Source organism: Bradyrhizobium canariense (assembly GCF_018130465.1).
Taxonomy (GTDB): domain Bacteria; phylum Pseudomonadota; class Alphaproteobacteria; order Rhizobiales; family Xanthobacteraceae; genus Bradyrhizobium; species Bradyrhizobium canariense_C.
The window spans coordinates 61,153-84,249 of the sequence record NZ_JAFCKJ010000018.1; the positions used below are offsets into that span (position 1 = coordinate 61,153).

Sequence of the window (23,097 nt, forward strand, 5' to 3'; positions counted from 1 at the left end):
GCTTCCTTCCACAATGACGATGTTACGCGGCCCGGATCGCGTCGAGAAACTTCCCGACCTCGAGCTTGAGGCGGCTGCTCTCGCCGGACAGCGACCTCGCTGACGCAAGCACGGTGGAGGAGGCCGATCCGGTCTGGCTCGCGCCGCGCTGCACATCGACGATGCTGGCGGAGACCTGCTGGGTGCCGCGTGCCGCCTGCTGCACGTTGCGGGAAATCTCCCGCGTCGCCGCGCCCTGCTCCTCGACCGCCGAGGCGATCGCCGATGCGATCTCGGACATGCGGGTGATGGTGTCGCCGATCGCCTTGATGGCGCCGACGGAATCCTCCGTCGCGCTCTGGATTCCCGTGATCTGCTGGCTGATCTCGCCGGTAGCCTTGGCGGTCTGCTCGGCGAGCGCCTTGACCTCGGAGGCGACCACGGCGAAGCCGCGCCCGGCCTCGCCGGCGCGCGCCGCCTCGATCGTTGCATTGAGCGCCAGAAGATTGGTCTGGCCCGCGATCTGGCTGATGAGCTCGACCACGTCGCCGATCCGGCCGGCCGCCTTGGCGAGCTCGCCGACGTAGTCGTTGGTCCGCCCCGCCTGCTGCACCGCTTCGCTGGCCACGCGCGCGGAGTCCTGGACCTGCCGGCTGATCTCGTCGACCGAGGACGCCATTTCCTCCGCGGCCGCGGCAACGGTCTGCACATTGGTGGAGGCTTGCTCGGAGGCGGCCGCGACGGTCGCGGTGACCTTTTCCGATTGATCGGCGGTGCTCGTCAGCGTTCCCGCTGACACTTCCAGCTCCGACGATGCCGACGAGACGGTGTTGATGACGTCGCCGATCAACGCTTCGAAGTCGCGCGCGATCTGGTCCATGCGCTGGCTGCGCCGGAGCTTCGCCTCGGCTTCGACCGCGGCTGCCTCGTCGGCGGCCTTCTTGGCGACCAGCGAATCCTTGAAGTGCTGGAGCGAGCCCGCCACCTGGCTGATTTCGTCATTGCGGCCCGTCACGGGAATCTCGACCTCGTGCTGTCCGGCGGCGAGCGTCGCGATCACGTCCGCGATCCGGCTCAGCGGCGTCACCACGCGGCTGCGCAGCATCATGGTCACGCCACCGAGTGTTCCCAGCAGCGCCAGCACCGCCACGCCCGCGAGCGCGAGCATCGCAAGCGCGCCGTCGCGCGAGGCCGAGGCGCGTTCAGCTGCTTCCGCCAGCGCGGCATCGCGCACGCCGTAGAACATCTGGATGGCGGGTACGATGACGTTGGCCAGTTCCTCGGCGTTGGCGCCGTATTTGCCGTCGCCACGTGCCGCGGGCATCTCCTTGTCCACCACGAGCGCTGCTTTGCCGAAATAAGAATCCGTCGCCGCCTTCAGCGCGGCGGCGATGCGGGGCGGGCTTCCGAGCTGGTCGATGCCGGCCTCGATGCGCTCGCGGTCGGCCTCTACGCGCCCCTGCATACGATCCATCAGCGAGAATTCGGTGGCCGTGAGCGGTCGGCGTGCGCTCAGCGCCGGCGACAGCGTGGCGGCGCGGCTGCCGGCCGAGACGCGCAGATCCTGCGCCGTTCGCGCCAGGCTCAACAGCGCCGCAAGCGAGGAATCGGCATTGATGACCTTCGCTTCAAGCCGGTTCATGATCGGCTCGATATTGCCGATGACCTCGGCAACGCCCGGAAGGAAGCCCTTGATCACAGCGCTGTCGCGCGTCGCCAGGGGAACGCTCATCGCGCGATCTGCCGCCGTGTAGATGTCCTTGAGCCGCCGCGCGGCACGATCCAGGTTTTCGATCATCGGTCCGGAATCATCCAGCACCATGATGGCGCGCCTTGCGCCCTCGAATGCGGCATCGGCCCCTTTCGCGGCCTTCGCGGCGGCTTCGATCTGGACCTGCGTCGCAGGGTTCTCCTGGAAAATCGGGGAAATGTAGGGGGCACGAAGGCCGGCAACGTGCTGACTGACCATCAGGGTCGCACCGAATGCGTCGACCGTCTTGATCGCGTCGGAGCGGTTCGTGAAGATGCGCGTCTGGGGTATGAGCACCTCGGCGCCAAGGATGACTGCAAAAACCGTCACCGTCAGCATTGACAGCGCAAAGAGCTTCCCGATCCGCATCCTGATCCCCGAATACATTGCTGCAAATGTCGAAAACCTAGCTGGTGGCCACTAAGAGCCCGTTAAGCAACGGCATGCCCGTAGTTCCGCGGGGTGTCGGCGTCCCCGTGCCTTCCGGAACGTGTCGCCGAGGTTCCCTCGCGATGCCGGATGCGACAGAATCATCGGCATTTCGTCCCCGAATACCTATATCAATGCTTGTGCCGCCATCCGGCCACACTCCCTTACCTCGGAACGTCAATGCTCTCCGTCGAACTCGCCGTCGTCGTCGTCCTGATCGTCATCAACGGCTTGCTGTCCATGTCCGAGTTGGCCGTGGTCTCGTCGCGACCGGCCCGGCTGTCAATGCTCGCCGCCAAGGGCGTACGCGGCGCCGAGCGGGCGCTGACGCTCGCGGCCGACCCCGGCAAATTCCTCTCGACGGTGCAGATCGGGATCACGCTGGTCGGCGTGCTCTCCGGCGCGTTCTCGGGTGCGACGCTCGGACAGCGGCTGACGCAATGGCTGCTCGAGCTCGGCCTTTCCGCAGGGATTGCCGACATCGTCGGCGTCGGGATCGTCGTCACGCTCATCACCTACGCCACCCTGATCGTCGGCGAGCTGGTGCCGAAACAGGTGGCGCTGCGCGACCCCGAGAGCATCGCGGTCAAGGTTGCGCCTGCGATGCACGTTCTGGCACGGATCTCGCTGCCGCTCGTTTTCCTGCTCGATCTCTCCGGCAAGCTGATTCTCTCGCTGCTCGGCCGCGGCGGCAAAGGCGAGGAGAAGGTCTCGGAGGACGAGATCCATCACCTCGTCAGCGAGGCCGAAAGCGCGGGCGTGCTGGAATCGGGCGAAAAGGAGATGATCGCAGGCGTGATGCGGCTCGGCGACCGGCCGGTCGGCGCGATCATGACGCCGCGCACGGAGGTCAACGAGATCGACCTGCGCGATGCACCGGAGAGCATTCAAGCGATCATCGCGACGAGTCCGCATTCGCGCTTTCCCGTGTCCGACGGCGACCGCGACAAGCCGATTGGCGTGCTCCAGGCCAAGGACCTGCTGGTCGCCTACATGAACGAGCGCACGCCGGATCTGCGCGTGCTGGTTCGCGAGGCGCCTGGCATTCCCGCGTCGGCGGATGCCCGCGACGTGCTGGCGATCCTGAAGGCGGCGCCGGTGCATGTCGGCCTCGTCTACGACGAATACGGCGCCTTCGAAGGCATCGTGACGACGGCTGACATTCTGGAATCGATCGTCGGCGCCTTCCATTCCGAGGAAGGCCCGCCGGAACCGGCCTACGTCAAGCGCACGGATGATTCGCTGCTGATCTCAGGCTGGATGCCGGTCGACGAATTCGGCGAGCTGCTCGGCATCGAACTGCCGCCACACCGCTACAACACTGTCGCCGGCTTCGTGCTGCAACAGTTCAACGTGCTGCCCGATGTCGGCGACGCCTTCGACCTCGGCGGCTGGCATATCGAGGTGATCGATCTCGATGGACGGAGGATCGACAAGATTCTGGCGAGCCGGCGGAGCGAAGTAGAGACGGGGTGAGCGAGCGCTCGCGATACTCTCCACACGTCGTCCCGGCCTAGTGCGCAATTGCGCACCAGGCCGGGACGACCGCGGAGCAAGGTTCACGAGCTCACGTCAAACGCAGAGCCTCACCCGAATCTCACCCCGATCCGCTTTTCCTTGCGCCAGACCACGGTGCAGGCGCGATGTGTTCCGTCGGCCTGGACGAACAGACTGAAATGGTCGGGGATGCCGACGGGACTGGTGACGTCGAGCGCGGCGCCGGTATCGGACAGGTTGCGGACGGTGCAGTCGATCGCGCCGCCGCCGAACTCGATCGTCCCGGCCTTCAGCACGCGATGTCTGGCTCTATTGCGTCGCTCGTCCATAGGGTCAATTTACACCCAAAACTGACACAGACGTTAAGCTGCAACCCGACTCCCGATAAATTTACGCGCGGTCCGACGTGGCGGTATCATGCAACGGACCGGCGCTCTACAGCGCCGGCTGGAACGTCTCCGTCCGTGCCATCTGCCAAGCGTCGCGGAAGCGCGGATCTTCGGTGCCTTCGAGCAGTTCGCCCGGACGCAGCGACGGGTAGAGCTGTGCGAAGGATTTCACCTGGGTCGTCGACGTCCGCTGGCTGAAGTGGATCGGCCGCAATTGCTGCGGATGTTCAAGGCCGGCCGCGGCGATCAGCTCGCTCAGCGAGTGCAGCGTCGCATGGTGGTAGTTGTGCACGCGGTCGATCTTGAGCGGCACGTAGAGCGCGCGAGCCCGTGTCGGATCCTGCGTTGCGACACCGGTCGGGCAGCGGTCGGTGTGGCAGCTCAGCGACTGGATGCAGCCGAGCGAGAACATGAAGCCGCGCGCCGAATTGCACCAGTCGGCACCGATCGCCATGGCGCGCGCCATGTCGAACGCGGTGGCGATCTTGCCGGAGGCGCCGAGCTTGATGCGGTCGCGCGCATTGATGCCGATCAGCGCGTTGTGGACGAAATTGACCCCTTCGCGCATCGGCATTCCCAGATGGTCCATGAACTCCAGCGGCGCCGCGCCGGTGCCGCCCTCGTTGCCGTCGACGACGATGAAATCAGGATAGATGCCGGTCTCGATCATGGCCTTGCAGATCGCCAGAAATTCCCAGGGATGGCCGATGCAGAGCTTGAAGCCGGTCGGCTTGCCGCCGGAGAGGCGGCGCATCTCCGCGATGAACTGCATCATGCCTATCGGCGTCGAGAAGGCGCGGTGCGAGGCCGGCGAGATGCAATCCTCGCCCATCGCAACGCCGCGGATCTTGGAAATCTCCTCCGAGACCTTCGCCGCCGGCAGCACGCCGCCATGGCCGGGCTTGGCGCCCTGGCTGATCTTGAGCTCGACCATCTTGATCTGGTCGTGCGCGGCGACACGCGCGAACGCCTCCGGATCGAAGGTGCCGTCGAGATGGCGACAGCCGAAATAGCCCGAGCCGATCTCCCAGATGATGTCGCCGCCCATCTCGCGATGATAGGGACTGACGCCGCCCTCGCCGGTGTCATGCGCGAAATCGCCCTTCTTGGCGCCGGCATTCAGCGCGCGCACGGCGTTCGGGCTGAGCGCGCCAAAACTCATCGCGGAGATGTTGAACACCGAAGCGGAATAGGGCTTCGCGCAATCCGGCCCGCCGATGGTGACGCGGAATTTCTCGTCGACATGCGACTTCGGCGAGACCGAGTGATGCATCCACTCGTAGCCCTCGCGGTAGACGTCCTCCTGGGTGCCGAAGGGGCGCTTGTCGAGCTGCATCTTGGCGCGCTGATAGACCACCGCGCGGATATCGCGCGAGAACGGCATGCCGTCCTTCTCGCTCTCGAAGAAATACTGCCGCATCTCCGGGCGAATCTCTTCGAGCAGGAAGCGGATATGCGCCGAGATCGGGTAGTTGCGCAGAACCGCATGGCCCTTCTGCATGAGGTCGCGGACGCCAAGCGCCGTCAGCGCGCCGAAGATCGCGATGGGTATCAGCAGGATGTCGAAGATCTTGCCATCGGCGAAGCCGATGCCGATCAGCAGCGCCGTGACCACCGCGCAGATCGTCAGGATGATGAAGCGCGGGGAGAAGGGCAGCAGCAGGGTTTCCATGAGCCCCTCTTCCGCCAGCGGCAACCGTTTGGTCGATAAGTTGGGCGATAAGTTGGATGATTCCTGCGTCTTATTCTCGTCGGCCACGATTCCCATCCTCTCGCCAGCATGAGGCGGTACGATACGCCCGCGCCTGTCATACGGATATGACGCGGCCCTTGTTTCAGGCTAGCGAATTCGGCGGAGACAAATCAATCAGCCCGATGGACAGGCTTTTGCAGTGCAGCAGAGATGGTAGGGAGGACGTGGCCTTAACCGGTCAAGGCGCTTTACCCACAACCGCCGTCCTGGCGATAGCCAGGACCGGTAACCCCTTAAGCGGGGTGGATGATGCGAAGACTGACGACGAGCAGCTTTCGCCAAACTTCACTCGGTGGGCAAACTTCACTCGGTGGGTATGGGTCCTGGCTTTCGCCAGGACGACACCGAGAGGGCTTAGCGCTCGACGAACGCCTTTTCGATCACGAAATGGCCAGGCTTGTTGCCGGAGCCTTCGACGAAGTCGCGGCCCTCGAACATCAGTTTCAGCTCTTCGAGCATCCCCGGGCTTCCGCACATCATGATGCGGTCGGTCGCGATGTCGAGCGGACCCTGGCCGATGTCGTTGAAGATCTGCTCGGAGCTGATGAGGTCGGTGATGCGGCCGCGGTTCTTGAACGGCTCGCGGGTCACGGTGGGGTAGTAGATGAGCTTGTCCGCGAGCAACTCCCCGAACAGTTCGTCCTCGCGAAGGCTGGCGACGAGCTTCTCGCCATAGGCGAGCTCTGAGACCTGGCGGCAGCCATGCACCAGCACGATGCTGTCGAACTGGTCGTAGACCTCGGGGTCCTTGATCAGGCTGGCGAAGGGCGCCAGACCCGTGCCGGTCGAGAGCAGCATCAGCCGCTTGCCGGGGATGAGATTGTCGGTGATCAGCGTGCCGGTCGCCTTGCGGCCGACCAGGATGGTGTCGCCTTCCTTGATCTTCTGGAGACGCGACGTCAGCGGGCCGTCCTGAACCTTGATCGAGAAGAACTCGAGCTCTTCCTCGTGATTGGCGCTCGCCATGCTGTAGGCACGGAGCAGCGGGCGGCCCTCAACCTCGAGGCCGATCATCGCGAACTGGCCGTTCTGGAAGCGGAAGCCGGAATCGCGGGTGGCGCGAAAGCTGAACAGGGTGTCGGTCCAGTGCTGGACGGAAAGAACCTTCTCTCGGTAAAACGCGCTCATGATTTTCGATATTCCGAATAATTGCGGTTTTAGGGCAAAAGCGTTGCCCGGCCCCTTAAAGCGGGGCGGACACCATTGCCATGGCGGAGGATTTCTCGTGTGTGATCTACGCCATTGAGACCAATAATCAACCTCGTTCCGGATGCAATTGATGCCGGTCAAACCGGCATTTGCGGCGGAAATGGTCACATCATTAATGGATCTGCTGTCTGGCGCACGCGGAGGGCAATTTCTTTTCCCTCAGGGGCTCGAATACAGCACTTAATTTCCGTAGCGCTCGCGAGAATTTCATTAAGAATAGCTCTGACTTTCATCCCGGTTTGGCGCCGTTTCCCGCATTTTTGCGGCTTTTGGCGACAAGAACGACTGGAACACACGACTGAAACACATGGCGGCGAGCGGCGAGCGGATCTTCGTCCAGGCGATCAAGCGCTATTGCGTGAACCATGGCATCGCGCTCGATGTCCGCGCCAGCGGCTGGCTGCTCGCGATGCGCCGGGGCGAACAGCGCCACTTCGCGTTCGGCTACGACATCGGTCTCAACAGCGCCATCGCGCACCGCCTGGCCAACGACAAATCGGCCACCGCCGAGGTGCTGGCGCTCGAGGGCGTGCCCTGCATTGCCCATCACCTCTTCCTCAACCCGAAGCTGGGCAAGAATGTTGTTGGCGCCGGCTGGCGAGAGGGAACGCTGGTGCTGCTTCACGACAATCCGCAAGGCGTAGTCGTCAAGCCAAACGAGGGGACATCTGGACGATCCGTCTTCAAAGCGACGACGGAGGCGGAGCTCGACCATGCGGTTGGCGATGTCTTTTCGATGAGCGCCGGGCTCGTGATCTCGCCCTATGTCGTGATCGAGGACGAAGTTCGCGTGGTACTGCTCGATGATGTGCCACTCGTCGTCTACAGCAAGCAGCGTGGCCCGGATTGGCGGCACAATCTCGATGCGGGTGCAACGCCGGTGCTGATGGAGGACGGCGAGGTTCGCACAGCCTGCGTCAAGATTGCGGTCGATGCCGCCAATGCCATCGGCATCACCTTCGCCTCGATCGACGTCGTGAGCGTTGACGGCGTCTGGCGCGTGCTCGAAATCAACTCCGGCGTGATGATGGAAGCTCTGGCGAAGCTGCATCCGGAGCTGGTGCAGGCGACGTACGACGCGGCGCTGGATCGGGTGTTTGGGGAAGCTCTCCGCGAGCACTAATCTATCACCGTCACCCTGAGGTGGCCGCTTCTTCAGCGGCCCTCGAAGGGCGACGGCCCGGCTGTAGCTGCATCCGGGCCGTTCATCCTTCGAGGATCGCCGCGCAGTGCAGATGCACTGCGCAGCTCGCACCTCAGGATGACGGAGATCCTCCGAACAATTCTTCAGAGATCCCGTTGGCCCTAGTTATTCGCGCTCGCGGAATCATCCATCGCCTTGAAGGCTTCCTCCAGCTGCAGCGAGATCGGCACGTTCAGCCGTTCGCCGGTCGGAAGTCTTGCGGTGAACCATTTATTGTAGAGCGGGACGAGGTCGTGGTTGGAGCCGAGCTTGCGGAAGGTGCGATCGACCACGGCCGTCAGTTGCGGTTCGCCCTTGCGGAACATGATGCCGTAGGGGTCGTAGGAGAGGTAATCGCCGGTGACGCGGAACTTGTCCTGTGCCTTGTGACGCACGATCAGGCCGGACAGCAGGATATCGTCGGTCGCGAATGCATCGGCCTTGCCGTCGACGAGCATCTGATACGACTGCTCGTGATCGGCACCGACAACGATGGTCAGTCCCAACGAGGACTTCTTGTCGGCCGCCTGGATCGCCTGCTCGTTGGTGGTGCCCTTCGTCACCACGATGGTCTTGCCCTTCAGATCGGCCAGGGACTGGGCGCTGGACGCCTTCGGCACCATCAGCTTGGTGCCGGCGACGAACATCAGCGGCGAGAAGGCGACACGCTTGCCGCGCTCGGCATTGGCCGTGGTCGAGCCGCATTCCAGATCGATCTTGTTCTGGAGCACAGCGTCGATGCGGTCATCCGAGGTGACCTTGACGTAGCCGATCTTCAGATTGGGATCGTCGATCTCGACGCCGATCTCCTCGACGATAGCCTCGCAGAGCTCGAGGCTGTAGCCGATCGGCCGGCCCGACTGGTCGAGGAAGGAGAACGGCGGCGAGCTCTCGCGATAGCCGAGCCGCACGGTGTGCGCGTTCTTGATGGCTGATAGCGTCGGGCTAAGCCCTTCGCTGCCACCGGTCTGGGCGGAGGCACCCGTTGCCAGCAGGCACGCTGCCAGCGACAGGCCGCCCGATATCGCCATTGAAAGGCGCATGATGCACTCCGATCAATGGCCGGCCATCGCAGGCACTTCGCCGGGGATCATGTCCCCCGGCACGGCATCGCCCGGTCCAAGCTCGTGCTCGGGCCCGAGCTCGCCTTCCCACTTGGCCACGACCGAGGTCGCCAGCGTGTTGCCGATCACATTGGTGGCGCTGCGGCCCATGTCGAGGAAGGTGTCGATGCCCATGATCATCAACAGCCCCGCCTCGGGGATGCCGAACTGCGACAGCGTCGAGGCGATCACCACGAGGGAGGCGCGCGGCACGCCGGCGACGCCCTTCGAGGTGATCATCAGGGTCGCCAGCATCGCGAGCTGCGTGCCGAGCGGCATGTCGATGTGATAGCTCTGCGCGATGAAGACGCTCGCGAAGGTGCAGTACATCATCGTGCCGTCGAGATTGAAGGAATAGCCGAGCGGCAGCACGAAGCTCGAGATCCGCGACGAGGCGCCGAACTTGTTCAGCCCCTCCAGGGTTTTCGGATAGGCCGCTTCAGAGCTCGCGGTCGAGAACGCGATCATCAGCGGCTCGCGGATCAGCTTCAGCAGGTGACTGTAGCGCGGCCCGATCACGATGAAGCCGACGATCACCAGGATGCCCCACAGGAGCGCGAGCGAGAGATAGAACCCGCCCATGAAGACGACGAGCTTCCAGAGCACCAGCAGGCCGTTCTTCGCAACCGTCGCGGTGATGGCGGCCCAGACGGCGAACGGCGCGAACAGCATCACATAGCTCGTAACCTTGAGCATGATGTGGCCGATATCGTCGATCAGCGCCAGGATCGGCTTGGAGCGCTCGGGCATCGAGCCCATCGCCACCGAGAAGAACACGGCGAAGATCACGATCTGCAGGATCTCGTTCTGCGCCATCGCATCCGCGATCGAGGTCGGGATCAGATGGGTCAGGAATTTTTCGATCGAGAAGGCGGAAACCGGCAGGCCGGTCGACTGCGCCTTGTCAGGCAGCGTGCCGGGGAAATTCGCGCCGGGCTGGAGCAGATTGACCATCACGAGGCCGAGCATCAGCGAGACGAAAGAGGCGCTGACGAACCAGCCCATGGTCTTGGCGAAGATGCGACCGAGCTTGGAGCCCGAGCCCATATGGGCAATGCCGCCGACCAAAGTCGCAAACACCAGCGGCGCGATGATCATCTTGATCAGGCGCAGGAAAATCACGGCGATCAGGTTGATGGACGAGGCCCAGTCGCCCCGCGTGTCGGGCAGGAGATTGTAAATCGCCGCGCCCATGATGATGCCCAGCACCATCGCCACCAGAATGTATTGCGTAAACCTGTTCGACATTGAAGACCCCCGCTACACCGGCCGCTTCATGATGTCGCAGATATGACGACGACGCAACACGCTTGGCGTGCGACCGCAGCGATCGGATGTTCCCGTTGCGAAACTGTCGCCCGCGATCTAGCCTTCATGCAGCGCACAACAAATGCGGCCTGCACGTTTTTCTTGCGGCAGCTGCATCAATAATCGTCAAACAACCGAAGGGGAAACATCATGAGCGGCAGCGTCAATCGTCAGATTCTTCTGGTGGAAAAACCCGACGGCAAGCTCGGCCCCGAGCACTTCAAGATGATCGAAGGTGCGATGCCGGAGCCGAAGGACGGCGAGGCCTTGCTGCGCGTGCGATACATCTCGCTCGACGCCGCCAACCGCGCCTGGATGCACGGCGCGACGTATCGTTCGGCGGTCGAAGCCAATAGCGTGATGGCCGGCGGCGGCATCGCCGAGGTCGTCAGCTCGAAGGCGCCGGAGCTTGCGCCGGGCGACATCGTGTTCGGCGACACCGGCTGGCAGGAATTTGGGGCAGTGCCCGCCAAGCATCTCACCAAGATGCCGAAGCTCGAGCCGATGACGCATCTGCTCAGCGTGTACGGCATCGCCGGCCTCACCGCCTATTTCGGCTTGCTGGAGATCGGCAAGCCCAAGGAGGGCGAGACGGTCGTGGTCTCCGCGGCCGCGGGCTCGGTCGGCTCGATCGTCGGGCAGATCGCGAAGATCAAAGGATGCCGCGTGGTCGGCATCGCCGGCGGCGCCGACAAGTGCAGCTGGCTGACCTCCGAACTCGGCTTCGATGCGGCCGTGGACTACAAGGACGGCGCGGTGTTCAAGGCGTTGCGCGCGGCGGCTCCGAAGGGCATCGACGTCTATTTCGACAATGTCGGTGGCGACATTCTCGAAGCCTGCCTGCCGCAAATGAACAATTACGGCCGCATCGCCTGCTGCGGCGCGATCTCGCAATATGACGGCGCGCCTTCGGCACACGGCCCGCGCGGCGTGCCCGGCCTGATCGTGGTGAAGCGGCTCGTCATGCAGGGCTTCATCGTGATGGACTACATGAAAGAGAGCCAGCGTGCGCTCGCCGACCTCCAGGCCTGGGTCACATCCGGCAAGCTGAAGGTGCAGGAGGACATCATCGACGGCCTCGAGAACACACCGAAGGCGCTGATCGGATTGCTCGCAGGCGAGAACCGCGGCAAGCGGATGGTCAAGCTCTGACCAAGCTCTGACGACGTATCGTTTGAGCATGATCTCCGCGCAAACGCGTTCCGCGTTTGTCGCGAGGGAAAACCGCTGCACACTTTTCCGGATCATGCTTTAGTTACGTCGCAATTGCGATGGCAATATCTACTTGCGGTAGAGGTCGAGGCGGCCAATGATGCCGTACGCGGCATCACCCGCGACGATTGTTTGCATCACATTTGAAAAATCGTCGGCGTTACCGACAGGGCAGGAATTCACTCAAATGTTCAACACGTTGAAACATGCATCAACGCGTAGCGCGTTGCTGGCGGCGGCCCTCTTCGCAACTGCAGCAGGCGCATTCGCACAAACACCGACCGATGCGCAGAAGAGCGCCATCCGCTCCGCATGCCGCTCGGACTTCATGGCGCACTGCTCGAGCGTCACGCCCGGCGGCGTGGAAGCCTATCAATGTCTGCAGAAGAACATGTCCAGCCTGTCATCGGGATGCCAAACCGCGGTTCGCGCCGTCGAGCCTGCTGCGGCGCCGAAGACCGAGGCTGCACCCAAGGAGGCTGCACCCAAGCCGGAGTCCGCGCCTGCCGCGCCGAAGGCTGAATCCGCTCCCGCCGCAAAGCCGGCATCCGCAGCAGCGCCGAAGGCCGCTGCAGCCAAACAGCCGAGCAGTGCGCAGGCCGCTGCGGTCAAGAGCGCGTGCCGCGCCGATTATCCCAAGGTGTGCGCCAGCGTGCCGCCGGGCGGCGCGCCCGCGCTCGAATGCCTGGAGAAGAACAAGGCAAAGGTTTCGCCGGCCTGCGAGAAGGCCGTGAGCGCCGCGACCGGCGGCGGTGGCGCGGCAGCAACGGCGGCACCTGCGGGCGCTGCTCCTGCGGCGGCAGCAGCACCGGCAGCCGCGCCTGCCGTGATCGTGCTGCGCCCGCTGCGGCCGCGCGAAGAGCTGTTCATCTTTCGCTCCGCCTGCGGCGCCGACATCCGCACGCTGTGCGCCGGCGTGGCGCCCGGCGGCGGCCGCATCGTGCAGTGTATCGCCAGCAACGCCGCCTCGCTGTCACCCGCCTGCAAGGACGTGCTGGCGCCGTTCGCTGCACGCTAGAGAAGCGTGCCATCAACATCTGATGGCGTGCGCGGCTCTCGCACGCCTGCGACGACAATTGCAGACCTTTTTCCGATATCCGATTTCAATGACGACAGAACCGGGAGGAAGACATGCGTGCGTTCCTACTCACCGCCTCGGCGCTCCTCGCCTTCGCCGCGACCATGACCTTCGAAGCCACCGACGCCAACGCTGTGGTGTGCGCCCGCGGCGTGTATCGTGCCGGCTGCGCCGGGCCGAACGCGGCCGTCGTGGTCCGCAAGCCGGTTCCGGTGGTCCGCTGTACCAGGGTGCTGGTGAACGGGGTCTACGTGAAGCGCTGCGTCTGATGCGCGGATAGCCAAGCCCTTGCGGTTTGGCTATGCTTTGCAACGTCACTGCTTCGGGCACGCGCCCAACGCGCGCCCGGAGGTGAGTTTCGGCGCGCCTTGCCTTGCCGATAATTCCGCTGGCGCGGGAAGCCGGAGCCCATTAGTCTACCCCTAGATAGTAAGTATACTGTCAATTAGGGAGGCAGACGTTGCGGATCGCCGTGATTGGCGGGGGGCCCGGTGGGCTCTACTTCGCCTATCTCTGGAAGAAGCGTCACCCCGAGGATCAAGTCGACCTGTTCGAACAGAACCCGGCCGACGCGACCTGGGGCTTTGGCGTCGTGTTCTCCGACCAGGCGCTGGAATTCTTGCGTGCCGACGACCCCGAGACGGTCGACGCGATCGCACCGCACATGGAGAGCTGGGAGAACATCACGCTGAACCTTGGCGGCGACAGCGTTGCCATCGACGGTGTCGGCTTCTCCTCGATCGGGCGGCTCGAACTCTTGCAGTTCCTGCAGCAGCGCGCGATCGATGCCGGCGTCACGCCGCGCTTCGACACGCCAATTCATGGGATCGACCAGCTCAACGGCCATGATCTGATCGTCGCCGCCGACGGGCTGAACTCGCTGGTGCGCCGCACCTTCGAGGGCGATTTCGGCACCTCGCTGTCCTACTCCTCCAACAAGTTCGTCTGGTACGGCACCTCGAAGCGCTTCGACACGCTGTCACAGACTTTCGTCAAGACCGATCGCGGCGCCTTCAACGCCCACCACTACCGCTACTCGCCGACCATGAGCACCTTCCTGGTCGAATGCGACCACGCGACCTGGCAAGCCTATGGCTTTGCCTACAAGGACGTGGAGCAGTCCAAGGGCGTCTGCGAGGAGGTCTTTGCAGACACGCTCGGCGGCCGCTCGCTGGTCTCCAACAAATCGGTCTGGCGCAACTTCCCCTGGGTCTGGAACGAGCACTGGTCGTTCAAGAACATGGTGCTGCTCGGCGACGCCCTGCACTCGGCGCACTTCTCGATCGGCTCGGGCACGCGGCTCGCGATCGAGGACGCCATTGCGCTGGTCAAGGCGCTGGAGTCGGATGCGCATTTGTCCACCGCCCTGCATCGCTACCAGGCCGCGCGAAAGCCGGTGGTGCAGAAGCTCGTCAACGCCGCGCGGACCAGCGCTTTCTGGTACGAGCACTTTGCTCAGCACATGCAGCAAGGCCTGATGGACTTTGCCTATAGCTACATCACCCGCTCGGGCCGCATCGACGACTCTCGCCTGCGCACGATGTCGCCGAGGTTCATGGCGCGCTACGAAGCCGCCAAGAACGGTGGGGATGAGGCATGAGCGACCAGATCAACGACCAGGTGCCCGCCGACTGCGCCGGCGCGCGCGAGATCGGCTTCGCCGTTCCGCAGGTCTACAATGCCAGCCGCGTGCTGTTCGACAACCTCGCAAGAGGAAGCGGCGACAAGCTCGCACTCGTTGGCCCCGCGGGTACGCGCACCTACGCGGAGCTCTGCGCCGAAGCCGGGCGCTGGGGCAACGGCTTTGCCTCGCTGGGCCTCAGGCGCGGCAATCGCGTGCTGCTGTTCCTCGATGATACCCCGGCCTATCCGGCCGCGTTCTTCGGCGCGGTGCGCGCCGGCTTCGTGCCGCTGCTGATCAACACGCTGACGCCGCCGGAGCTGCTGCAATTCTATCTCGCCGATTCCGGCGCGGCCGTTGCGGTGGCGGATGCCGAGTTCTGTGCACGGTTCAACCCCGAGGCCTGCAAGGGCACGGCCCTGCATACGCTGATCGTCGTCAATGGCGCGGTGGGCGATCACGCCGCGCCGAACGCCGTTTCTGCCGCCGGCTGGCTCCCGCAATTTCCGGCCGAACTCGCGGAAGCCGACACGCATCGCAACGAGATGGCGTTCTGGATGTACTCGTCCGGATCGACCGGCCGGCCCAAGGGCATCGTGCATCTCCAGCACGACATGGCCTATAGCGAGGTCGCCTTTGCGCAGAACGTCTTGAAGCTGACGCCGGATGACATCTGCTTCTCGGTGCCAAAAATCTTCTTCGCCTATGGCTTTGGCAACGCGATCACCTTCCCGTTCTCGGCGGGCGCGACGACGCTGCTGTTGCCGGGCCAGCCGAAGCCCGCGGCAATCTTTTCGGCGATCGAGCAGTACAAGCCGACGGTCTTCTTCGGCCTGCCGACGCTTTATACATCGCTGACCAAGGCCGAGGGTGCCGACAAGACCGACTTCTCGTCGCTGCGCATGGCGCTCTCTGCTGCCGAAGTGCTCTCGGCCGAAGTCTTCAACGGCTGGAAGGCGCTCACCGGTCTCGAGATCGTCGAAGGCCTCGGCTCGACCGAGGTGCTGCACATCTATCTCTCCAACCGCCCCGAGCGGAAGAAGCTCGGCGCCGCCGGCCTGCGCGTGCCCGGCTACGAGGTTGCGCTGCGCGACAAGGACGGCCGCGATGTCGCCGACGACGAGGAAGGCATCTTGTGGGTGCGCGGCGATTCCAACACGCCGCTGTACTGGAACCGGCCGGACAAATCCGCCGAAACGATTCGACAGGGCGGCTGGATCTACACCGGCGACCGCTTCGTCCGCGATGCCGACGGCTTTCACTTCTTCCGCGGCCGCGCCGACGATCTCATCAAGATCTCCGGCCAGTGGGTCTACCCGCTCGAGGTGGAGCTGTGCCTTGCCGATCACCCCGACATCCGCGAATGCGCGGTGTTCGCCGCCGAGCTGCCGGACCGGCGCATGACGCTGAAGGCGGTCGTGGTGATGAACAGCCGCGCGGCTGATCAGAGCGAGGCGACACGGCGGCTCCAGGACTACGTGAAGGGCAAGCTGCTTCCCTACAAATATCCGCGTGAGGTGATCTTCATCGACGAGCTGCCGAAGACGGGCACGGGGAAGATCGACCGGCAGGCGTTGTTGCGGATGTGAGGGGACGGTGTTGCTTACACTCTCGCTGTCGTCCCGGCGAAGGCGGGGACCCATAACCACCGAATTTGGTTTGGCGAAGACAGGCAATGACCTTCTCGCGCTGTCACCGCTGCCTCGGCGTATGGGTCCCGGCCTTCGCCGGGACGACATCGAGGATTAAGCTGCCACCTCGCCAAGCCCCCCTCACCCCGTCTTTCCCAGATGCTCCAGCGCGTCGTCCGCCCGTAGCGGCACCCGCGACGCCTCGTTGTTGAGATCAACGAGCTGCACCAGGAGCCCCATCAGCGCCTTGCGGTCCGCCGGCTTGAGCGGCTCGAGCATCCGCGCCTGGGCGCGTTCGACGGCGGGAATGATGTCGCGCAGGATCGCCGCGCCTGATTTTGTCAAATAGAGCAGCTTGATCCGCTTGTCTTCCAGCGCCGGCCTGCGCTCGACAAAATCCTTGGCCTGAAGCCGCTCGATCACACTGCCGAGCGTGGAGCGGTCGAAGGCGATCACCGCCGACAGCCGCGTCGCGTCGATGCCGGGATGGGTGTGGATCGCGATCAGCGCCGCGTATTGCACCGGGGTGAGGTCGAACGTCTTGCACTCCTCCATGAAGATCGAGACCGCGATCTGCTGCATGCGCCGGAACAGATAGCCCGGCGCGGCATAGACCGCGTCTATCGTGATCGGAGGCGGCTTACTCGGCATCAGGCTGCTTCTCCGGCGCGGCGTTGACGAATACCGGCAGCGCCTTGGCCGCAGCTTCCGCCTCGAGCAGACGCGGATAGGCGGAGACGTCGACGCCGAAGCGGCGCGCATTGGCGAGCTGAGGCACGAGGCAGAGATCGGCGAGCGTCGGCGCTTCGCCGAAGCAGAACGGGCCCGGCTCGTTCCTGATCAGCGTCTCGCAGGCCGCGAGCCCCTCGCGGTTGACCCAGGCCGCCCAGTCCTGAACCTTCTCCTCGGCAAGGCCGAGCTCGCGCAGCCGCGCCAGCACCTTCAGATTCTGCACGGGGTGAGTGTCGCAGGCGATCGCCAACGCGAACGCCCTCACCTTGGCGCGCTGCAAAATATCCTTCGGCAGCAGCGGCGGATTGGGATGGGTTTCGTCGAGCCATTCGATGATGGCGACCGATTGGGTCAGCACCGCGCCCGCGTCGTTCTCCAACGCGGGCACCAGGCCCTGCGGATTGATGGCGAGATAGGCGGGCGCGCATTGCTCGCCCTTGCGAAGGTGATGCGGCAGGTGCTCGGCACCGAGGCCCTTCAGGTTCAGCGCGATTCGCACCCGGTAGGCGGCGCTGGAGCGGAAATAGCCGTGCAGCTTCATCGGAACCTCCCGTTTCGTTTCTTGTTCGGCACATTGACGCTACCTAGATCGTAAGTATACTGTCAATCAACAAAAGCGACGGGAGCCGCACCATGGAAGCCGTGACCAAGACGCCGGAACGCGAGGCGTTCTACAAAAAGATCGACGGCGAGAATCTCACCGCGCTCTGGACCGTCATGAGCGACCTGATCACGCCGGAGCCGAAGAGCGCCTGCCGGCCGCATCTGTGGAAGTTCGAGGTCATCCGCGACTACATGACCGAAGCCGGCAAGCTGATCACGGCGAAGGAAGCCGAGCGGCGCGTGCTGGTGCTGGAAAATCCCGGCCTGCGCGGGCAGTCGAAAATCACCACGTCGCTCTATGCCGGCGTGCAGATGGTGGTGCCCGGCGACGTCGCGCCCGCCCACCGGCACAGCCAGTCGGCACTGCGCTTCGTGCTCGAAGGCAAGGGCGCCCACACCGCAGTCGACGGCGAGCGCACTGCGATGGAGCCCGGCGACTTCATCATCACGCCGTCGATGACCTGGCACGATCATTCCAACGAGACCGACCAGCCGATGTTCTGGCTCGACGGTCTCGACATTCCGCTGGTGCAGTTCTTCGACTGCTCCTTCGCCGAAGGCTCCAAGGAGGACCAGCAGAAGATTACAAGGCCCGCCGGAGACAGCTTTGCGCGCTACGGCCACAACCTGCTGCCGGTCGACGTGAAACGGAGCTCGAAGACCTCGCCGATCTTCAGCTATCCCTATGCCTACACGCGCGAGGCACTGGAGAAGGCTCGCGCGAGCCAGGAGTGGGATGCCTGTCACGGGCTGAAGCTGAAGTTCAGCAACCCCGAAACCGGCGACTTCGCGATGCCGACCATCGGCACGTTCATCCAGTTGCTGCCGAAGGGCTTCAAGACCGCGCGCTATCGCGCGACGGACGCGACGGTGTTCTGTCCGATCGAAGGCCACGGCCGCACCCGCATCGGGGAAGCGACCTTCGAATGGGGCCCGCGCGACCTGTTCGTGGTGCCGAGCTGGCAATGGGTCACGCACGAGGCCGACATGGATGCGGTGCTGTTCAGCTTCTCGGATCGGCCGGTGCAGCAGAAGCTCGACCTGTTCCGCGAGGACCGCGGTAACGCGTGAGGCTGCGCTGCTATAGCCTCACATTCGGTGTCGTCCCGGCGAAGGCCGGGACCCATACCGCGTGATCTATCGACGGCAGGTGGTGTGAGTACCAGCGAAGAGTAACTACCAGTCTTCGCCAAACGCTCCCTGGGGTTATGGGTCCCGGCCTTCGCCGGGACGACGGTGGAGATTGCGGCGCGAGCCAGCCTCTCCAGCCTCACCGCCAGTGCAGCAGCCGTATCTCCAGCCAGTTGATCACCCGCCCCACCATCAACCCAAATACCGACAAGATCACCACGCCCGCAAGCAGCTGATCCGTCTGCATCAGGTTGCCGGCCTGCAACACGAACGCACCGATGCCGTATTGCGCGCCGATCATCTCGGCGCTGACGACGAGCAGCAGCGCCACCGACGACGTGATGCGGAAGCCGGCGAGGATCGCGGGCAGCGCGCCCGGCCAGACCACCTTGCGGACGATGGTGGCGAACGGCACGTTGAAGCTCTGCGCCATGCGGATCAGGTTGCGCGGCACCGCGTCGACGCCGCTATAGACCGAGATCGCGGTCGAGAAGAACACGCCGAGCGCAATGGTCGCGATCTTCGGCTCTTCGCCGATGCCGAGCCAGAGGATCAACAGCGGCAGCAGCGCGATCTTCGGAATCGGGAACAGCGCCGAGATGAAGGTGATGCCGACGCTGCGCGCCAGACGCGACAGGCCGATGGCAAAGCCGACCGCGACACCGGCCGCCGTGCCGAGCAGCCAGCCGACACCGATGCGCAGCAGCGAAGCGGACAGGTGCTGCCACAGCGCGCCCGAGATCGCGAGCTGATAGATGGCACGCACGATCGCCGATGGTGCCGGCAGGAACAGCGGATTGACGAAGCCGGTACTGCCGGCCGCCTGCCAGATCGCGATGACCAGCGCGAGCGCGATCCAGCCGCCGAAACGGCTGCTCGCCGGCACGAAGCCGGCGCCGCGAAAGCGGACGCGCCGGACCACTTCATCCTTCGCAGATGTTCCCGCCGGAGCGCGATCAAGCATGCTGGACCTCGCGCTCGGCATCGATCGCCTCGTTGCGGATCAGCGACCAGATCTGGTTCTGAAGCGCGAGCAGCTTTTCACGGGCTGCAATTTCACCGCGCTCAGTGCGCGTCATCGGCACGCTGACGACCTCGCGAATGCGGCCGGGACGCCGCGACAGCACCACGATGCGGTCGGCAAGCCGCGCCGCCTCTTCGAGATTATGCGTGACATAGACCGCGCCCATGCCGCCGTCGGCGAGCAGACGGACGAAGTCCTCCATCAGAAGTTCGCGGGTCTGCGAATCCAGCGCCGAGAGCGGCTCGTCCATCAGGAGGATGGCCGGCTTGACCGCGAGCGCGCGCGATATGCCGACGCGCTGGCGCATGCCGCCGGAAAGCTGCTTGGGATAGGTTTTGCGAAAATCGGTCAGGCCGGTGCGGCGCAAGGCGTCGTCGACCAGCGCGCGGCGCTGCACGGCCGAGAGCTGGGCGTGCAGCAGCGGGAATTCGACGTTCTCCTCCACATTGGCCCAGGGCAGCAGCGCGAAATCCTGAAACACGAAGGTGAGCGGATTGAGACTGTCCGCCGGCGGCGCGCCGCGCAACTCGGGCGCGCCGGCGGTGGGCAGCAACAGCCCGCCGAGGATCGACAACAGCGTGCTCTTGCCGCAGCCCGAGGGCCCAACGATCGCCACCACCTCGCCCGCGCTGACGGTGAAGGAGACGTCGTCGAGCACGGCGAGATCGCCGAAGCGATGGGTGATGTGGTTGGCGATCAGGTCCATCTCATGGCCTCAGTGTCGTCCCGGCGAACGCCGGGACCCATACGCCGAGTGGCAGTTGTGGCGCAAAGTGGTCATTGCCTGTCTTCGCCAAATTCAATTCGGTGGTTATGGGTCCCGGCCCCCGTGCGCAATTGCGCACTAGGCCGGGACGACACTGACGGCCCGGCTGCATCCGGGCCGTGCATCCTTCGAGGCTCGACTTGCGGCGCGCCGCAAGTCGAGCACCTCAGGATGACGGAGATGGTTAGGAGAACGATGCATCAATCCGCTTTCACAAATTCCTTTGCGATGATCGCATTCGCGTCAAAACCCTTGTCGGCAAAGCCCTGCTCCTGGAGCCATTTGATCTGGTTGTCGACGTTCTTGACGTCGAGCTTGCCGTCGGGATCGATATAGGCGCAGTTGCCGACCACCTGCTCCACCGGCAAGTTGGTGTATTTTGCGATGATCTCCAGCAGCGGCTTTGTCTTGTCGTTGATCGGGGCGACACCGTCCTTCATCGCGGCAAGGATGACGTCGTGATATTCGCGGTCGGCCTTTGCCAAAACGCCGAGCAGCTTCGTCACCAGCACCTTGTTGGTCAGCGTCTTCGGTGAAGCGAACACCGCGCCCAATTGCCAGGGTGTCTCGTCGCCGACCCAGCCGAGAAACTTCGCACCGCCGTCGTCCATCAGCTTTCGCGCGGTGGAGATCGGCAGCAGCGCGGCATCCACGGTCTCGCCCTTCAGCGCGGCCGCCGCATTCGACAGCGATTGCAGCGGTACGATCTTCACGTCGGCGAGCTTGAAGCCGTATTTGTCGGCAAGCAGGCCGAGCGAATAGTGAAAGGAGGAGCCGACCTGCGTCATCGCCACGCGCTTGCCCGCGAGGTCCTTCGGCGTCTTCAGGCCGCTCGCATAGGCGTTGTTGCTGGCGAAATAACCGATCAGGGGATAGCCAGCCTTCTCGCGGCTCATGCCGCCGATCACCTTCAGCACCCCCTTGCCGGCGAGATTGTAAAGACCGGCGGTGAAGGCGGTTACGCCGAAATCGACGTCGCCCGAGGTGGTGGCCACCGCGATCGGCTGCGCTGCGTCGAAGAATTTCAGCTCGACGTCGAGGCCGGCCTCGCGGAAATAGCCCTTGTCCTGCGCGATGAAGACGGGCGCGGAGGAGGATAGCCTGAGCACGCCGATCCTGGCCTTCAGCGCGTCCTCGGCTCGGGCCGTGCCCATCGCCGTGATCGCCATCAGGCCAGCTAGCGCGAGCCGCACAATCCCGGTCATTTCGTTTCCTCCGCCGTCGTTATCTTGCAGTCGGTTACAGGCCCTCGGGCACGGGCTGGTCCCGTCCGATGAAGGCGCCCTGTTGTTTCAACGTTTCCTGCAATTTTTCAATGGGGATGTCGCGTGGAATGCGGTTTCCGGAGAGCGCCAGCGCGGCGGCGGAACCGGCCGCCTCCCCCATCACGAAACAGGCACCGGAGACCCGGGCCGCCGACTGGCCCTCATGGGTCATCGAGGCGCAGCGGCCGGCGACCAGCAGATTGTCGACGCCTTCGGGCACCAGCATGCGGTAAGGCAGCTCGTTATAGCCACGCGATTCCGGGATCGGCGGGAAGGTGAAGACGACGTCGCCGGGAACATGCGCCTCGATCGGCCAGCCATTGACCCCGATGGAATCGTCGAACGAGGCGCAGCCGAGCACGTCCTCGCCGCTGAGCTGATAGCCGCCCGTGATGCGGCGGGTTTCGCGGATGCCGAGCTGCGGCGGCAGGTCGACGATGTAGGATTTTTCAAAGCCCGGAACGGTGCGAAGGAATTCGAACGCGGCGAGCGCCTGCTTGCGGCCCTCGATCTCGCCGCGGGTGAGATCATCGGGCTCGATGCCGTTGATGGCATGACCATCCTCGCGCGCCACTTGCGTAAAGTTCACCCGCCATTCGATGCCGGATTTCTGCGGTCGCACGATCGCGCTCTTGCGCGGGAATGTGTGGGTGCCGGCCGCAAGCGCCTTTTCCATCAGTTGCGGGATGGTGCGCCAGGCATCGCCGGCCTTCGCGGGATCGATGCCGTTGAGACGGAGCATCATCGAGGGATACATCGGATGGCCGCGCTCGTCGCCGAATTCGAACGGCGCGCCGGCCCAGACCGCGAGATCGCCGTCGCCGGAGCAATCGATGAAGATCTCCGATCGCACCGCCTGCCGGCCGGCCTTGGTCTCGACCATCAGCGCATCGATGCGACGGTCGTCGCCCATCACGACGCCGGCGCCAAGCGCGTGGAAGAGGATGTGCACCTTGTGACTGGCGAGCAGTTGGTCGGCCGCGATCTTGTAGGCCGCGGTGTCGTAAGCCTGGGCGAAGACCTTGCCGAGAATCAGATGCGGCGCGTTGAGGCCATTCAAGCGATCGATCCGCGTCAGCAGCTCGGACGCCATGCCCTGCACCAGCCGGTGGGCCTCGCCGTAGACATTGCCATGCAGGCCGCAGAAATTGGTGACGCCGGCAGCGGTGCCCATGCCGCCAAGGAAGCCGTAGCGCTCGATCAGCAGCGTCCGCCTGCCTGCGCGCGCAGCTGACGCCGCCGCCACGATGCCGGCCGGACCGCCGCCGAGGACGACGACTTCATATTCGCCGTAGAGCGGCACCTGGCGCGCCGGTTCTTCGATCGTCATGACCTGCATGGCGCGTCCTGTCCCTGAAAATCTCTTGCTTGGGCCGACTATGAATTAACGCAAGTCCGACTACAATCTACCAAAATAAGCGATCACCTTTCTCG

At 64.2% G+C, this 23,097-nt stretch carries 20 protein-coding genes; 8 read left to right on the forward strand and 12 right to left on the reverse strand.

Annotation, left to right across the window (positions count from 1 at the left end):
* Positions 1-22: 22 nt before the first annotated feature.
* Positions 23-2,098 (reverse strand): methyl-accepting chemotaxis protein, encoded by a 2,076-nt coding sequence (locus JQ591_RS32420; protein WP_211400033.1) that lies wholly within the window; start codon positions 2,096-2,098, stop codon positions 23-25.
* A gap of 240 nt (positions 2,099-2,338) precedes the next feature.
* Here JQ591_RS32420 and JQ591_RS32425 point away from each other — a divergent pair, with 240 nt between their 5' ends.
* The gene (locus JQ591_RS32425; protein ID WP_211400034.1) at positions 2,339-3,634 is read left to right on the forward strand and encodes a hemolysin family protein; all 1,296 of its coding nucleotides are present in this window, start codon (positions 2,339-2,341) and stop codon (positions 3,632-3,634) included.
* Positions 3,635-3,744: 110 nt separating this feature from the next.
* On the opposite strand, the gene JQ591_RS32430 is transcribed toward JQ591_RS32425, so the two are convergent.
* The 3 genes from JQ591_RS32430 to JQ591_RS32440 form a co-directional block, all read right to left on the reverse strand.
* Positions 3,745-3,984, reverse strand: a complete 240-nt coding sequence (locus tag JQ591_RS32430) for a PilZ domain-containing protein (protein ID WP_211400035.1) — start codon at positions 3,982-3,984, stop codon at positions 3,745-3,747.
* Between the two features lie 106 nt (positions 3,985-4,090).
* A complete protein-coding gene (locus JQ591_RS32435) occupies positions 4,091-5,812 on the reverse strand; it encodes an FMN-binding glutamate synthase family protein (RefSeq protein ID WP_211400036.1) in 1,722 nt (573 codons plus the stop codon).
* A gap of 339 nt (positions 5,813-6,151) precedes the next feature.
* A complete protein-coding gene (locus tag JQ591_RS32440; RefSeq protein ID WP_211400037.1) occupies positions 6,152-6,925 on the reverse strand; it encodes a ferredoxin--NADP reductase in 774 nt (257 codons plus the stop codon).
* A 388-nt stretch (positions 6,926-7,313) separates the two neighbouring features.
* On the opposite strand from JQ591_RS32440, the gene JQ591_RS32445 reads away from it, so the two are divergent.
* Positions 7,314-8,129: an ATP-grasp domain-containing protein gene (locus JQ591_RS32445; RefSeq protein WP_211400038.1), complete on the forward strand. Its 816-nt coding sequence runs from the start codon at positions 7,314-7,316 to the stop codon at positions 8,127-8,129.
* Positions 8,130-8,311: 182 nt separating this feature from the next.
* Here JQ591_RS32445 and JQ591_RS32450 read toward each other — a convergent pair whose 3' ends face one another.
* On the reverse strand, positions 8,312-9,232 hold the full coding sequence (locus tag JQ591_RS32450; protein WP_211400039.1) for an amino acid ABC transporter substrate-binding protein: 921 nt from the start codon (positions 9,230-9,232) through the stop codon (positions 8,312-8,314).
* A gap of 12 nt (positions 9,233-9,244) precedes the next feature.
* A complete protein-coding gene (locus tag JQ591_RS32455; protein WP_211400040.1) occupies positions 9,245-10,540 on the reverse strand; it encodes a dicarboxylate/amino acid:cation symporter in 1,296 nt (431 codons plus the stop codon).
* Between the two features lie 210 nt (positions 10,541-10,750).
* On the opposite strand from JQ591_RS32455, the gene JQ591_RS32460 reads away from it, so the two are divergent.
* From JQ591_RS32460 to JQ591_RS32480, 5 genes are all read left to right on the forward strand, one after another.
* A complete protein-coding gene (locus JQ591_RS32460) occupies positions 10,751-11,752 on the forward strand; it encodes an NADP-dependent oxidoreductase (RefSeq protein WP_211400041.1) in 1,002 nt (333 codons plus the stop codon).
* Positions 11,753-11,999: 247 nt separating this feature from the next.
* Positions 12,000-12,830: a cysteine rich repeat-containing protein gene (locus tag JQ591_RS32465; protein WP_211400042.1), complete on the forward strand. Its 831-nt coding sequence runs from the start codon at positions 12,000-12,002 to the stop codon at positions 12,828-12,830.
* A 113-nt stretch (positions 12,831-12,943) separates the two neighbouring features.
* Complete coding sequence (locus tag JQ591_RS32470) at positions 12,944-13,159, forward strand: hypothetical protein (RefSeq protein WP_211400043.1); 216 nt, start codon at positions 12,944-12,946, stop codon at positions 13,157-13,159.
* Between the two features lie 191 nt (positions 13,160-13,350).
* Positions 13,351-14,490: an FAD-dependent monooxygenase gene (locus tag JQ591_RS32475; protein WP_211400044.1), complete on the forward strand. Its 1,140-nt coding sequence runs from the start codon at positions 13,351-13,353 to the stop codon at positions 14,488-14,490.
* On the forward strand, positions 14,487-16,100 hold the full coding sequence (locus tag JQ591_RS32480) for a benzoate-CoA ligase family protein (RefSeq protein WP_211400045.1): 1,614 nt from the start codon (positions 14,487-14,489) through the stop codon (positions 16,098-16,100). Before JQ591_RS32475 ends, JQ591_RS32480 begins: the two co-directional genes overlap by 4 nt.
* A 183-nt stretch (positions 16,101-16,283) precedes the next feature.
* On the opposite strand, the gene JQ591_RS32485 is transcribed toward JQ591_RS32480, so the two are convergent.
* Positions 16,284-16,793, reverse strand: coding sequence for a MarR family winged helix-turn-helix transcriptional regulator (locus JQ591_RS32485; RefSeq protein ID WP_211400046.1), 510 nt, complete (start codon positions 16,791-16,793; stop codon positions 16,284-16,286).
* Complete coding sequence (gene maiA, locus JQ591_RS32490) at positions 16,783-17,415, reverse strand: maleylacetoacetate isomerase (RefSeq protein WP_211400047.1); 633 nt, start codon at positions 17,413-17,415, stop codon at positions 16,783-16,785. Before maiA ends, JQ591_RS32485 begins: the two co-directional genes overlap by 11 nt.
* 92 nt (positions 17,416-17,507) lie before the next feature.
* Between maiA and gtdA the strand changes: the two genes are divergently transcribed.
* A complete protein-coding gene (gtdA, locus tag JQ591_RS32495) occupies positions 17,508-18,548 on the forward strand; it encodes a gentisate 1,2-dioxygenase (protein ID WP_211400048.1) in 1,041 nt (346 codons plus the stop codon).
* Positions 18,549-18,747: 199 nt separating this feature from the next.
* Here gtdA and JQ591_RS32500 read toward each other — a convergent pair whose 3' ends face one another.
* The 4 genes from JQ591_RS32500 to JQ591_RS32515 form a co-directional block, all read right to left on the reverse strand.
* Complete coding sequence (locus tag JQ591_RS32500; RefSeq protein ID WP_211400049.1) at positions 18,748-19,572, reverse strand: ABC transporter permease; 825 nt, start codon at positions 19,570-19,572, stop codon at positions 18,748-18,750.
* Entirely contained in the window at positions 19,565-20,338 is a 774-nt protein-coding gene (locus JQ591_RS32505; RefSeq protein ID WP_211400050.1) for an ABC transporter ATP-binding protein, read from the reverse strand. Before JQ591_RS32505 ends, JQ591_RS32500 begins: the two co-directional genes overlap by 8 nt.
* Before the next feature lie 260 nt (positions 20,339-20,598).
* Complete coding sequence (locus tag JQ591_RS32510) at positions 20,599-21,603, reverse strand: ABC transporter substrate-binding protein (protein WP_211400051.1); 1,005 nt, start codon at positions 21,601-21,603, stop codon at positions 20,599-20,601.
* Positions 21,604-21,637: 34 nt separating this feature from the next.
* Positions 21,638-23,002, reverse strand: a complete 1,365-nt coding sequence (locus tag JQ591_RS32515; protein ID WP_211400052.1) for an FAD-dependent oxidoreductase — start codon at positions 23,000-23,002, stop codon at positions 21,638-21,640.
* Between the last annotated feature and the right edge of the window lie 95 nt (positions 23,003-23,097).